The organism is Lysinibacillus sphaericus OT4b.31 (genome assembly GCF_000392615.1).
GTDB lineage: Bacteria > Bacillota > Bacilli > Bacillales_A > Planococcaceae > Lysinibacillus > Lysinibacillus sphaericus_B.
On record NZ_KB933404.1, the window covers coordinates 20,905 to 35,559 of the forward strand.

General features: G+C 37.9%; 13 protein-coding genes. 3 read left to right on the plus strand and 10 right to left on the minus strand.

All coding sequences use genetic code 11. From position 1 onward, the window contains the following. Positions 1-329: 329 nt before the first annotated feature. Both cytX and thiD read left to right on the plus strand, forming a co-directional pair. Complete coding sequence (cytX, locus tag H131_RS19600; protein ID WP_010860865.1) at positions 330-1,556, plus strand: putative hydroxymethylpyrimidine transporter CytX; 1,227 nt, start codon at positions 330-332, stop codon at positions 1,554-1,556. Position 1,557: 1 nt separating this feature from the next. Further along, positions 1,558-2,379: a bifunctional hydroxymethylpyrimidine kinase/phosphomethylpyrimidine kinase gene (gene thiD / locus H131_RS19605; RefSeq protein WP_010860866.1), complete on the plus strand. Its 822-nt coding sequence runs from the start codon at positions 1,558-1,560 to the stop codon at positions 2,377-2,379. A gap of 64 nt (positions 2,380-2,443) precedes the next feature. Here the strand turns inward: thiD and H131_RS19610 are convergent, their stop codons facing one another. Beyond that, on the minus strand, positions 2,444-3,505 hold the full coding sequence (locus tag H131_RS19610) for a suppressor of fused domain protein (protein ID WP_010860867.1): 1,062 nt from the start codon (positions 3,503-3,505) through the stop codon (positions 2,444-2,446). 471 nt (positions 3,506-3,976) lie between these two features. On the opposite strand from H131_RS19610, the gene H131_RS19615 reads away from it, so the two are divergent. Next, a complete protein-coding gene (locus tag H131_RS19615; RefSeq protein ID WP_010860868.1) occupies positions 3,977-4,663 on the plus strand; it encodes an ArsR/SmtB family transcription factor in 687 nt (228 codons plus the stop codon). 29 nt (positions 4,664-4,692) lie between these two features. On the opposite strand, the gene H131_RS19620 is transcribed toward H131_RS19615, so the two are convergent. From H131_RS19620 to H131_RS19660, 9 genes are all read right to left on the minus strand, one after another. Further along, entirely contained in the window at positions 4,693-5,586 is an 894-nt protein-coding gene (locus tag H131_RS19620) for a DMT family transporter (RefSeq protein WP_010860869.1), read from the minus strand. 292 nt (positions 5,587-5,878) lie between these two features. Further along, positions 5,879-7,183 (minus strand): MFS transporter, encoded by a 1,305-nt coding sequence (locus H131_RS19625; protein WP_010860870.1) that lies wholly within the window; start codon positions 7,181-7,183, stop codon positions 5,879-5,881. 629 nt (positions 7,184-7,812) lie between these two features. Beyond that, entirely contained in the window at positions 7,813-9,000 is a 1,188-nt protein-coding gene (locus H131_RS19630; protein ID WP_010860871.1) for an MFS transporter, read from the minus strand. A gap of 230 nt (positions 9,001-9,230) precedes the next feature. Further along, positions 9,231-9,410, minus strand: a complete 180-nt coding sequence (locus H131_RS25060) for a hypothetical protein (RefSeq protein ID WP_036132071.1) — start codon at positions 9,408-9,410, stop codon at positions 9,231-9,233. Positions 9,411-9,694: 284 nt separating this feature from the next. Further along, the gene (locus H131_RS19640) at positions 9,695-10,564 is read right to left on the minus strand and encodes a metal ABC transporter permease (RefSeq protein WP_010860872.1); all 870 of its coding nucleotides are present in this window, start codon (positions 10,562-10,564) and stop codon (positions 9,695-9,697) included. Next, on the minus strand, positions 10,561-11,433 hold the full coding sequence (locus H131_RS19645; RefSeq protein ID WP_010860873.1) for a metal ABC transporter permease: 873 nt from the start codon (positions 11,431-11,433) through the stop codon (positions 10,561-10,563). The genes H131_RS19640 and H131_RS19645 overlap by 4 nt, the downstream gene beginning before the upstream one ends. 11 nt (positions 11,434-11,444) lie before the next feature. Beyond that, the gene (locus H131_RS19650) at positions 11,445-12,173 is read right to left on the minus strand and encodes a metal ABC transporter ATP-binding protein (RefSeq protein WP_010860874.1); all 729 of its coding nucleotides are present in this window, start codon (positions 12,171-12,173) and stop codon (positions 11,445-11,447) included. Positions 12,174-12,181: 8 nt separating this feature from the next. Further along, entirely contained in the window at positions 12,182-13,099 is a 918-nt protein-coding gene (locus H131_RS19655; RefSeq protein ID WP_010860875.1) for a metal ABC transporter solute-binding protein, Zn/Mn family, read from the minus strand. 701 nt (positions 13,100-13,800) lie between these two features. Further along, a complete protein-coding gene (locus H131_RS19660; protein WP_010860876.1) occupies positions 13,801-14,649 on the minus strand; it encodes a DUF2935 domain-containing protein in 849 nt (282 codons plus the stop codon). Positions 14,650-14,655: the final 6 nt, after the last annotated feature.

Sequence of the window (14,655 nt, forward strand, 5' to 3'; positions counted from 1 at the left end):
AATTGTTTTTGTTTCTATAGCATGGAATAATTTGCGAACATTTTTATGTACTATTATGAGATGCTTACTACCTTAAACTTATTTCTTTTCTCCTCCTTTCATGGCCCCATCATATCTTGTGTACGCCACAATTTGAACTTCAATTAAATATAAAAAGAGCAGCTATGACTACCTCACCTCCAACAATATGAAACACAAAAGAAAGCTTTTCTTGTGTTTCCCCTTTTATTGCCGAACTGACCTTATAAAAACATCACATTCTGACTATTTCAAAACAACCAGAAATATTATTACAATAAAAATTATTCAACTTAATCAGGGGGTATATTTTGCAATCTACATATAATACTTCAACAGTTAGCCAGTTTTTCCTGTGGTTTGGTGCTTCCATTTCTTTAGCGGAAATCGTAACTGGTTCGCTGATCGCGCCACTTGGCATGACTAAGGGCTTACAGGCCATTTTGATTGGGCATGTCATTGGTGCTATAATTTTATTACTTGCTGCCTGGATTAGTGCCAATAGTCGATTAACAGCACTTGAGGCAACAAGGATTTCCTTTGGCACCTATGGCTCTTATGTTTTAACCATTTTAAATATGCTACAGCTTGTCGGTTGGGCATCTGTGATGATCGCCACTGGCTCCCTTGCCTTAAATGGTATGTCAAAAATCTTATTTGGTTTTGATTTGTTACCTATTTGGGCGCTGGCAATCGGTGGGATTTTATTGCTTTGGATTTTTTTCGGACTCAAAAATGTCTCTAAGCTTAATATTGTCGCAGTATCGGTTTTATTTTTATTTACTTTATTATTAGCTTATGTGATTTTTGGTAGAAGTGGACAGGGCATCGGCTCAGTCGATACTTTACAAGCAATTTCTTTTAGCTCAGCCGTTGAATTAAGTGCTGTTATGTCATTGTCGTGGTTACCACTTATTGGTGATTATACACGCCATGTAAAAAATAAGCGTTCGGGTACAGTCATGAGTATTGTCGGCTACGCGATTGGGAGTACATTTATGTTTATTATTGGACTCGGTGGAAGTCTGTATGTTGGTTCATCAGACATTAGTGAAATTATGATGGCAAGCGGGCTAGGCATTATCGCACTAGGTCTTGTATTGCTATCAACTGTTGTCACAACGTATTTAGATTCTTACTCGGTAGGTGTAAATTTTAAAAACATCGTGCCTTCCATTAATGAACGTTATGTATCTATACTTTTTACTGTTGTTGCTGTCATCATTGCGATTCTAGCAAGCGTCGCAGCCTATGAGTCCTTTTTATACTTTATAGGCTCTGTCTTTGCACCACTATATGGAATTTTGTTTGCAGACTATTATTTATTAAAACGCCGAAACATCGAGGCAAATAACAAGTGGAGCACAGGTGCGATGGGACTTTGGCTAACAGGAGTTATCGTTTACCATGTTTCACTCTCGTTTACGGTGCCACTCGGCCATACATTATGGGTGTTAGTCGGTTCGTTTATCATTCGTTATGTAGCGGTGATCACTTGCCGTGCGTTGACAGCTCAAAAAGAAGGGAAGTACATTTAACATGAAGAAAGCATGTACTATTGCTGGTTCTGCTGCTCGTGGTGGCGCTGGTATTCAAGCAGATTTAAAAACATTTCAGGAGCTGAGTGTTTACGGTACATCTACTATTACTGCATTTGTGGCGACACATCCTGAAACAAAACAAGGTGTTTTTACACAACCCTTGGAAATTATTGAAGCACAACTACATACAATCCACTCTCAAATTGGCATTGATGCCTTAAAAACTGGGATGCTATTCACAAAAGACATCATAGAACTGGTGGCAGATTGGCTACCAACAGCTAATGTCAAAAATATCGTTATTGATCCAGTGATGTTTGGTAAGGTAGGAACGGCACTCATGGAGAAAGGTGCAATGTCTTCATTAAAAGACTACCTGTTACCACAAGCGACAATCATTACACCCAATATGCCTGAGGCAGAATATTTACTTGGCGGTAGCCAGCTGACTACTGTGGCTGATTTACAGGATGCTGCACGTGACTTATACCAACTCGGTTCTCAGCATGTATTGGTTAAAGGTGGACGTTTAGATGGTCCCGCAATAGATGTACTGTACGATGGTACGCAGATGCTTACACTTGAAGTACCAAGAGTGGATACTATTCATACAAACGGTGCTGGATGCTCGTACTCCGCTGCAATTACAGCTGGCTTAGCTCAAGAACTATCTATTGAAGATGCTGTGATCCAAGCAAAAAAATTCGTCACTGCAGGCATTCGCCGCGCTATTCCATTCGAAGCAGTTGCTGGCGCGATTGACCACCGTGCGTTTAAAGAAGTGGGTGAAAATGGCATCATCATTGAAAGAGTGGAATGATAAGAAAAGAACAGCCGTGTTATACGGCTGTTCTTTTCTCAACTATTTAATTTATACATCACGGTTAACCGATAACCTTAACAACATTTCCTTCGTTATCCGTAATATTGGTCTTAATAATTTGAATGGTAATCCCTTTTAAAGTAGAGATTTCAAAAACATCTTCCTTAGGTAGTAACCTAGTGCTGAACTCTGAAGCTGTCACATTATCTAGAACAAAACGAATTTCATCATCTCCAGGAATACATGCTGGTTTATCTCCCGGTTCAAATACAACTCGGACATCAGATCCTACAAGGCTAAGTGTTTTACCTTTCATGATACGACCACGGAGCATTTTTCCAATAATTTCTGCTTGCTTTGCCCCCAACTGGAGTGTGGCTGGTTTCTTATTCAGCCAACTTTTTTTACTAGGAGCCCAGGCTAACTGACTAACAAATAAAAAACCAGTGTTTGAACCTTCTTGTGCCATTCCCTGGTGCACCTCTTCGGAAACTACTGGAATCCGCAGAAATGAATCGCGCTCTATATCTGTAATGTAAGACGGCATATACTGTAAACATGTGGTAAGAACCCCTATAGTATTCCATGTCTGCATAGCTTCAAGTTCATCACCAGTGATTCCAACCATTTGTAAAAATTGTACCCGCCCATTCGTTGTATTTATTGGAGCCGCATCAGCATCATTGACAAAGGCAAGTGCGGTCAACTCGGTATCGGATTCAAGACAAATAGGGCCGTTTGCATCCAAATAATCGCCCTCTCTAAAAACATTGCCACTGTTAAAAACATATCTAGCCATATTTTGCAACAAATTTAGTGCCCAGGCTGGTGGTTCTTCCTCTCCTATGTTTCGGACCAAGCGAAACGTCAATTCAAATCCATATCCACTGTCCTCAGCATTATCAGATTCCTTATCATAGAGCTCCGAAAAGCCATACGTTACAAAATGCCAATGCGGATTTGGTGTATCGACCTTATAGGCACTAATCCCATCTAATGGATCTTGCCCACCAAGTGCATAAGAAATGAGCGTTCCATAATGCTTCGGCTCCTGCTCCCCGTAAATTGTCTCCATTACCTTATCAATAGCATCCCAGCCAGTTGTATTATCTATTTCGTTCAACAACAATTTCCTCCCTCTTGTCCCGCATTAACGGTCAGTAAGACGTCCACCTCAAATGGTCAACTAACATTCCGTGGGATGAAGAAATTCCCACAGATTGAAGTATCACTTTATCCTCATAACGTCACTTTTTGGCTTTTTCCAATCGTCCATCGTTAAATAAACAGACGTTGCGGTTTACCAAAATATGTTTATTAAAAAGAATAAAGCTTTCTGGTACAATTTTCAATTATGATTGTGCGTCAGTCCTTTAAAAACTTCTTTCTACCTTATATATTAGTTTATTTGTCCTAAACTTCTCTAGCGTTATACAGTTCAAATGATAGCTTATTAAGCAAACATAGTATTCTCTTAGTAAGACTTAGTCGTCAAATAAGAGTATCCTTCATTAATTACCCATTCTCTGATTATTGTAAACAATAAATACTTTCACTATAATCGAAATATGGCATGCAGAAAGGGCTGGTACACATGAGTATTAATCCAAATATGGCAGAAGTCGCTTCCCTGATTGGTGAAGCTTCAAGAGCAACCATTTTAACTAGTTTAATGGATGGGCGTTTTCATACAGCGAGCGAACTGGCCTTTATGGCTGGCATTAAGCCACAAACAGCTAGTTTTCATCTCGCTAAATTAGTAGAAGGTAATCTCGTTAAAGTTGAAAAACAAGGTCGTCATCGCTATTTTCAGCTCGCCAATGAAGAGATTGCGCAGTTTTTAGAAACCTTTCTAACGATTTCCCCTCCCCCTGAAGTACGATCTTTAAAACAATCGAGTCAAGTAAAGTTACTACAAGATGCTAGAACTTGCTACGATCATTTAGCAGGAAAATTAGGCGTACAGTTGACTGAATCAATGATCCACTTAGGTTATTTAGAAAAAAACGAAAAAGAATTTGTCGTAACTTCCGAAGGAGAACAATTCTTTACGGATTTTGGTATTGATTTAAAAGAGCTAACAAGAAAACGTCGCTCATTTTCTCATGTATGTCTAGATTGGAGTGAACGTCGTCATCATTTAGCTGGAGCACTTGGCTATGGACTACTTACACGTTTTTTAGAATTGGAATGGATTACGCGTGTACCGTCAATTCGAGCGATTAAAGTGACTGAAAAAGGAAAAATGGGCTTTAAACACATTTTTCAAATAGAGTTATAAATGAATAGCCTCGAATAGAGTCCAAGTAACTATTTGAGGTTATTCTTTAGTTTTTTATAATAATTTTGGGTTGTAAAATTACGATTGACGAGATATATCCCAACAACTATAAACAGACCGCCAACTAGTAATGACGAATTTAATGGTTCATCTAATATTAACCAGCCTGTTAATACGCCAAAAAATGGCGCTAAAAACAAATAAGCACTTGTTTTCCCCGGATCACTTTTTTGTAAAAGATAGTACCAACCAGCAAATTGAACGATTGATGACAGGATGCTCAACCATAATAAAATCGTTATAGAATAACTATTGACTATAAAAAATGGCTCTTCCAGTAGAAAACTGCCCAGTAAAAGCAGTAACCCACCAAAAAGCATTTGATAGGCTGATAACACCCATGTATCAAACAACACGCCCCATTTTTTAGCTAATAACGTGGCGATTGCCCAAAAAACAGCAGAAAGAATACCGAAAATAATGCCAATTTTAAAGTCAATTTGAGCACCCATGGTAATAATTACACCTACTAAACCTACTACTACACCTCCCCATTGATAGAAGCGATAGCGAGCTTGTGCAAACACTGTTGCCAATACAACTACAAGCAATGGATTCGTGAACGTCAATATAGATGATTCACTTGCAGTAATTGTTCGTAAACTCAAGAAAATACAGCCCATAACCCCAGTAGTTTGAAATGCACCAATTATCAGAATTTTAAGCCAATTACCTGTCGTTGTTGGATGTGGTCTTTTTAACAAAATAACGATGGTAGACATGATAACCCCAGCCAGTACGAAACGTATGGCAGCTAATAACAACGGGGACGAATAAGGTAAACCCAGTTTTACTATGGCAAAAGAAGAACCCATTAAAAATGTTGTTAACAGTAATAACGCTATAAACTTAAAAGTATTCATATTTTATTCCCCTATCAAGATATTTACAAACTATGTCAATTATAAATAACGAATATTACAGCTACTATCGAAGTATGGAATACACCCAGGGTACAATTTGAATTGGTATGAAAAAGCTCTTTGTTAGAATTTCAAACGAACCCCTATTAAGGATTTGCGTCAATGTAAAAAAAGCTATCTCCATATACAGATTTAACTCTGTATATATGGAAATAGCTTCTTCATGCAATAATAGATTTCCTAATCCCCCTAAGTGACTTCTACCATTTAAAGCCACTATCATTCAATAACACTAGGATTGAATAGATTGTAAGCCTTGATTTTTCGCTTTAAATCGCGCCCACATGACTAATGGCACGAAAAGTAATGCTAAATACGTGCCAATTGAGCCTAAAAAGGCATAACTAGAGTAAGCCACAATGACACCTGATAATAAGCTGCCCGCAGATCCTCCTAGCGCAACCCATACGTCTATTGAGCCTTGAATTTTTGCACGGTTGTGAATAGTCGTCGAGTCGATAATAATGGCAGTTCCACTAATCAAACCGAAATTCCAGCCTAATCCCAATAGTACAAGCGCTACCGTTAGCCATAATAAGGAATCCCCTGGAGCAAAAGCCGCTACTAAACCAGCTGTAGCTAATATAATACCTGAGCCAATCACTACAAATGTTCGGCCAATCTTATCTACTAATAAGCCTGTACCTAAAGATGGCAAATACATCGCTGCAACATGTAAGCCGATAACCATGCCAATAGCACTTAAATTACTACCATGTCCTTGCATATGGATGGGCGTCATGGTCATAATAGCCACCATTATTACATGTGACAGTACCAATACAAGGGTTCCAACAAAAATACCGATGCGATTAATTTTATTATTCACCGCTATAGTCGTTTCAGTTAATTTATGTTGCTGCTTTTGCTGTTCGAAAGCAATGGCCTTCGCTACTAATAATGGGTCAGGCCGCAAAAATATGAATAATGTGAGACCTGCTAAAATATAAGCTACCGCAGCCAGGATGAAAGGTCCAGCCAATGCTGGCATATTCAATGCTATTGCAACCTTGCCCATAGGCGTCACTAAATTTGGTCCAGCCACTGCACCGAATGTTGTGGCTACCATCGCAATACTTGTTGCTGTAGCTCGCTGTTTGTCATTTGCTAAATCTGTTCCTGCATAACGTGCCTGTAAATTTGTCGAAGTACCTGCACCATACACAAAAAGCGCTAAAAAAAGCAACACAATACTATTTAAATTGGCAGCGATTATTACACCAATAGCACCGATACCCCCTGTGATAAAACCAAAAGACAAACCGTAACGTCTGCCATAACGTTGTGAAAGCTGACCTACAATAAATGCTGCAAGTGCTGAACCAAGGGTAAACAATGCAGAAGGTAAACCAGCAACGCTTGCCGAGCCTAACATGTCTTTTGCAAGTAGCGCACCAACAGTAATACCTGCTGCAAGTCCAGCGCCGCCAAATATTTGAGACATTAACACAATGAATAATGTGCGCTTATATAACTTTTGCTGTGCTTGTGTTGAATGAATGTACTGCTCACTGGCTAATGCATTGTTATTTTTCATAAAAACCTCCTCTGTATCCTGGTCCAACAGGTGCCTTCAAACACTTTGACAAAGAGAAAAGTATTAGAGGCCGTTCTAGCACATGTCAGTACCGTTTATTTCAAGTAAAAACCGGTGGAGGATAAAGAATACCACCACCAGTTAAAATACTTTCCATACCTAACTAGGTATAGAATAATTACACTCGTTGTTGATTTACTCTCCACATCTATACCGCTTGTTTGAAATTGACCGGTGAAAAATACGTGCAGCCCACTTATTGTTCGTTAACATATAGTAACGTAATTGTTCTTCTGTACGACTTCAACGATCCTGTAGGTCAAAGCGTAGATACGCGCTAACATTCCCGGTATAATTGCAAGAATTGTTGCACCCAATAAAATAACTAATGCTACTATTAATGTTCCGTTTATACTAGTGACAATTATGTATAGAATGATTGACAATAGCATGATACAACTAAGTAACAGCCACACAAAATGCTGTAGCGGCTGTTACCGTCTAGGTTGATGATTGGCTAATTGAATTTCCACCCCACTTATACCCATACATGCATACAAAATGGACGGTGAAGAAGCGGTTTGCAATCTAAGTGGTAGCTACCCTGCTCTGACTCATAAAAATACCACTTACTGTACTTGCATTATGACATTCTTTTTCTTTGAAAATAGTAAAAAAGAAAATGTTAAACTTAAACTAATAATCCCGAAAACAAGGCCCATTCCACTTAAACCAATTAAATCAAGCATCATACCCGTAGATAATAGAACTACTTGAAAGACCACTGAATCGATCATATTGCGGAATGAAAAGAAACGTCCATGATACTCTTTGGGTACCTGATTTTGAAAAATCACCATTGTTGTTGGGAAAAAACAGCCTACAGAAAAACCAAATACGGCAAATGTCAATAAGGCTAGGAAGGCTACATCTGCAAATAAAAACATTAGCTCCATTGCCCCAATAACAAATGCAAGCGCAAATAATAATGTCCCAATTTTCACCCGATCTGAAATAAATCTTAGTCCTGCTGCGCCTAACATAAAGCCGATGCCTTCAACCGTATATAATAACCCAGAAATAGTCGTTGACCCATGAATTTCTGATATTTTCATAATGACTAAATTAAAGGAGCCTAAAAATAGTGTTGGTATTAACATTAATACAAGTGTCATTAACACAACAGGGTGCTCTTTTAGCATCGGCAATACTTCCTTAAAGCCACCTTGTTCCTTATCCTTGATAGACTGATTTACTGTTTCATCTAATTGTAAGCAATTTGTAATGAAAAACATGATGATATACACAATCAGCGAAATAATGTAGAGCCATTTCAATTCAAAATAACTTAACATTAATCCTGCTGCCGCCGTTCCGACAATTCTAGAAACTGTCCGAGCATTCATTTGCCATGCATTCAATGTGAGTAAATCTTTGTTGTTAACAACCATTGGAATAATCGATTGTAAAGCAGGCATATAAAACGCTGCTGCTATTTGCAATGTAATGAGAAAAATAATCATCCAAATGACCGAATTTGTATAAAGTGCTGCAAACATAAAAAGTACACTTGCGATGCGTCCTATACTCGCCCACTGTATAACTGTTTTTTTCTTTGTTTGGTCAATAATACGTCCTGCAAGTGGACCTACTATAAAGCCTGCTAAAACACCGATAGAAATAATTATTGACTTATAAAAATCAGAATGCACAACCTCCTGCATAAAAGCGAGATTTCCTATAATCCCAGCCCACAAGCCAAGACCTACTACAAATTCACCTAATAAAATTATCCATACATTTCGATTACGCCACATGCTGTTTCTCCTTGTTGTTTACAGTCAAATTTAATAACACTCATCGTATCAAAATTCTAATTAATCGTACATAGCAAACTTACAATACTTGTCTATTTTTCTGCTAGAATAAAATACAAAGTAGAAAACATTAGCGATTTCAAGATGTCTTTCAATTTAACTATGTATCGTTTATAGAAAAAAACTACTATTAATATGAGCAAAATATAATATATTTCTTACTGGCCTTATTAGCTCTTTGGAATTGCATCAAAATCAGCCAAGTAAATCGTTGCATGTGGATGATTTGGCAATACGAGTTGTTGTTTTGGTGTAGGCAAATGCTGAGATTGTAACCACCCTTTCATATGCTGAAAATCTTCGTCATCAATTTTATAAGCTCTGTGGCGAATGGAGGATGATGTAGTCACTTTCCCATAGACCTAGCCAATTTTCTCCTTTTACTATCCCCAAAAAGCTCAATCCTTTTATAACACTCAGTCGACTTCTACCGGTTAATGTGCTGCGTTTAAACCTTTTATCAGAGTACTAACTACTATTTTTAAAATATACTGTTCATTGCGGAATAAAAAATCATGCAAAAGTTTGAATATGAAGAAAAATTTTACCTACTTTTGCTTTTTAATTGTTTATGATAGTCACTCAACAAAAAGACATCGTTTGATCAAATAATCAAACGATGTCTTGTCGTGTTTTACATACCTTCTAATTTACTTACGAGGGTCTTCCTTCTACGTTCGATGATTTTTTGACTCAATAAAGTGCAAACAAATAATAGACCGACTGTCGCCGCCATCATACCCGCAATGGATGTATCCCAATACTTCGCTAAATAATAACCAACAATGGCGGCCGCAGCACCAAATAGCATACTAAAAATGAACATTTGTTTAATCGTTTTACTAAATAAATAGGCGGTTGCAGCAGGTCCTATTAACATTGCGACAACTAATATCGCACCAACGCTATCAAATGCCGCCACGGTAGTAAATGAAATTGAGGTCATAAAACCATAATGTAGGAACACAACTGGAATCCCTATAGAAGCAGCATATACCGGATCAAAAGTGGAGAGCTTCATTTCTTTAAAGAATAATAGTAAGAATCCGATATTAATGATTAACACAAGCAACAACATCCACACGGCTTTCGGCATTGAGATAGAAAACAAGGTCCATCGATCCCAAGGAACAAATGCAATTTCGCCCATTAACACATGCTCCACATCTAAGTGAACATTTCCTGCAAACAAGGTAATGAGTAGTACACCAGCAGCAAACAATGACGTGAAAACCACGCCAATCGCTGCGTCTTCCTGAATACCAGATGAATGCAGTAATTGAACTAAATACGCTGTTAATATCCCTGCTATTGCAGCGCCAATCAGCATCCAAAAGCCATTTAATGTCTGTGTAATAATATAGGCCATCACAATACCGAATAATACGGTATGACTAATCGCATCCGCTATCATCGACATTTTTCGTAATATCAGAAAAACGCCAGCTATGCCGCATGTAATACCTACTAAAAGTCCTGTTAACACTACCCAAAATTCAATCACCCTAAATCACCTTGCTTTCGGAACTGCATTTTCCTACGATATTTATTGATTTGCCCAGATGGACTAATTAAATAAGACAGAAAGAAAATGGTCGCTGCTACTAATACAATAATCGGACCCGTTGATAAACCTGTCCGTATGGAACTGATAAAAGTTCCCGTAATACCTGAAATACCACCAATAGCTGCGCTGAGCATAAGCATTGAACTCAACTTATTGGTCCAAAGCTTAGCGCTAGCAGCTGGAATGATTAATAACGCTGACATTAAAATAACACCTACAGCCTGAATCCCAGTTACAATCGTCATAACAATGAGCACGGTTAATATTGCTTTTAGCGCTTCAATCGGTAGCCCTATTCCCTTTGCATAGACAGGATCAAAGATTAGGAGCTTCCATTCCTTATAGAGCAGTAGGCTAACCAGTATGATAATCGTGGCACTTAGAAACAACCACAGTAAATCAGATTTTGTCATTGTCGCTGCTTTACCGAAAATAAAATTATTAAGTCCACTTTGATTTCCTATTGGGCTACGATTGACGATTGTTAAAAATACGACACCTACGCCGAAAAATACAGTTAATACTAAACCAATGGCTGCATCTGCTTTCATTTTGGAAAATGACACAATCCACTGTATACAATAAACAGATAATGCAGATGTAATTGCGGCACCGATCATCAAAATCGGTAGCTCTTTTTGTCCTGTTAGTAAAAACGCAAGAGCTATACCTGGCAATGCAGCATGTGCTGCTGCATCGCCAACTAAACTTTGTTTTTGAAGGAAGGAGAAGGTGCCAGTAATCCCAGCTGCAATTCCCAGTAACATTGTCCCTACTAGTACCCAAAGCAAGTTACCACTTAACATATTCTCCCCCCTCACATGTCTTGCATCATGAATAATCTTCCACCATACGTTTTTTGTAGTTGTTGTGGTGTGAAAACTTCTTCTGTTGCACCTGATGCTAATATCGTTTTATTTAGTAGAATTGTAAAATCAAAATACTCTTTCACAGTTTGTAAATCGTGATGTACAACAAAAATACTTTTGCCCTGTGCTTTTAAATTTTTCAAAATATCTATAATCGTTTTCTCTGTTGCCGCATCTACCCCCGCGAAAGGCTCATCTAAAAAATACACATCTGCATTTTGAGCAAGTGCTCTTGCTAAGAAGACCCGCTGTTGTTGCCCTCCCGACAATTGACCGATGGAACGCTCAGCAAAATCTTGCATTCCTACACTGGCAAGTGCTTGCTGTGCCAATAACTTATCTTGTTTAGAAGGTCTTTTGAATAAACCCGTATGTCCATACCGTCCCATTAACACAATGTCTAATGCATTCGTTGGAAAATCCCAATCGACTGCATTACGTTGAGGAACGTACCCCACAACTAAACTTTTCGGCTCAAATAGTTGCCCAAGAATTTCAACTTTACCAACCTTATTTGGTAATTGATTTAATATGGCCTTTAAAAAGGTTGATTTCCCCGCACCATTTGGGCCAATGATGGCAGAAAGGCGACCTGTTGGTACTGTAACATTTGCGTTATCTAATACTGTTTTCTTATCATAAGCGACCGATAAATTTTCAACTGTTAATGCGTTCATTTTTCCACCTACTTCAGTGCATCGACAATTGTGTCGATGTTATGTTGATACATCCCAATGTATGTGCCTTCTTTAGTGCCTTCAGCACCCATCGCATCAGAGAATAACTCTCCGCCAATCACAATGTCGTGACCTTGCTGTTTTGCACCTTCAATAACAGCATTCATTGCTTTGTCAGATACACTTGATTCTACAAAAATAGCCTTAATATTGTTGTCTACTAAGAAGTTCACCATTTCCTGCACATCTTTCACACCATATTCAGAATCTGTACTAAGCCCTTGCAAGCCTCGCACGTCAAATCCTTGACTAGCTCCGAAATAATTGAATGCATCGTGGGCCGTTACTAAAATACGTTGATCTTCTGGAATATCACTTACACGATCTTTGGCATATGTTTGTAATTCCTCTAATTCTTTTAAGTAGGCCGCTTCGTTTGTTTCGAAGTCAGCTTTGTATTGCGGATACTCTTCTACAAGAGTATCGCCTATCGCCACAACAACCTGTTTCCACAGCTCAATGTTAAACCATATATGTGGATCATGTAGCATAGCGTCATTATCACTTGCCAGTAGATGCTTCTCATCCAATTTCTCACCAACGGCAAGCACCGTTTTGTCTTTTGCCATTTGCTCAAAAATATCGAGCATTTGTCCCTCTAAGTGTAGGCCGTTATAAAAAATGACCTCTGCCTTATCTAATTTTGTTAAATCACTTTGCGTTGCCTTGTATAGATGTGGATCTACTCCCGGCCCCATCAAAGCTGAAACGGATAAATGGTCGCCACTTATTTCTTTAATGGCATCAGCAATTTGCCCTGTTGTGGCAACAACAACTCCTTCTTTTTCCTCTTCAGTAGCATTACTTTGTGCGCTGCATCCGAAAAGTAATAATGATAAACCTAGTACACTTAAAAAACGTTTCATGCTTTTACCTCTTCCTATCTCTATTTATTTAATAATGTATTTCTTCAGAAGCTGGCGCCAGCTCATCCAAAAGACCATTATAGAAATCCCAGCCCCGACTGAATGAGTCGTTTTCCACAATATCGTTAAAATCACTAGTATCCCTAGTGGAAGGAACGTTGATTTGACATCATCTAATTCTTTCATTCACTCACTCTTCTTTCTCAAACGATATTTTGTTTCCTTTAGGAAAAATATATGCTTAATCGAAAGAATAATCAACCTTTTTCTAAAAATATTTTTTTATTTTTATAGTGATGTACATACAAACCGCATTATATTGGCGTATATTTCATTAGCTAATACACATTTTTATTCACTTGATGTACGACGACTACGAACACAAAAATAAGGGCTTGTACTCAGTTATAGGTCGTACTATTTAGAAAAGATGTGAGTTGGAAAATTGTGCTTGGAAGTAAGGAGGATAACATTTCACACTATATTGTGGCATTTAAATTTCAAGGGTAATCACAGAAATTACTGAATTAAAAAAAGCCTAATTTCTCGTAAATTAATCGAGAATTTAGGCTTTGGCGTTTATTTCAAAGCGTACATAAGTTAGAAAAAATAAAGCATAAATATACACGTATATCATGACTTACGTTTCTATAAAAACTTCACTCGTTCTTCCATATTATCATTATTAATTGTTACATACTTTAACTTGGAAAGGCCGTTTTTCCAGTAAGATGTGCTTCAAACAAGTCGATAATTTCAAGAAAATGTTCCGCTTCACGGAAAACATGGTCTGCTAATAACGGATGAATAATGCTTTTTATCTTGCATTCTTCGATTAGATCGCGCGCAGTTTTCTTAAAATCACGGAGAGACACTACAGAAACACGATTTTGATCAAGGAATTGGTCTAATAGTGGCACTGTCTGTGATTGCGGTTTCATGCTTTCTAAATCTCTCGCTTGAAAAAGTAATTCATCAAAATCATTGCTAAACTCTCTTGCCATATCAACAAGTTTTCTTTCAGAAGGATCAAGAAGGTGCCCTATAAATTTTGCATGATCGGCCATGATTCTTAGATAAAAAACATTCTCTTTGATGATTTCATCAGCAAGGGGCTTCAGCTTTCCTTCGTTTAATTCAATTAATCGTTTTCTAAAATAATTGGCCTCACGACTAGTATGATCAACTAATAAGGGAAAATTATTCGCTCCTGGCAGCTGACAAGTGAGTATTAACCCTAACACTTTCCGTTTAAAAGCAAATATATTTGTCGCGGCTATTTGAACTTCTGTGTTAAATCTTCGCATTTGTTCTGGATCGGTTTGGTTGGTCAATTGATGAGATTGTTGTTCAATCTTTTCGAACAAATAATAATATTGATTTGCTTCATTTATTAATTGTGTATCTTCGCATCTAAACCCTAATCGAAGGAATAGCGAATGTTCTTTCATAATCCTTGACCAAAACCGAATTTCTTCTAAAGAACGAGCAACAAACATGGATGGTGTAGAACGATTATTAGCATCTGGTACCTCTTCATTCCATTGCATCAGTTA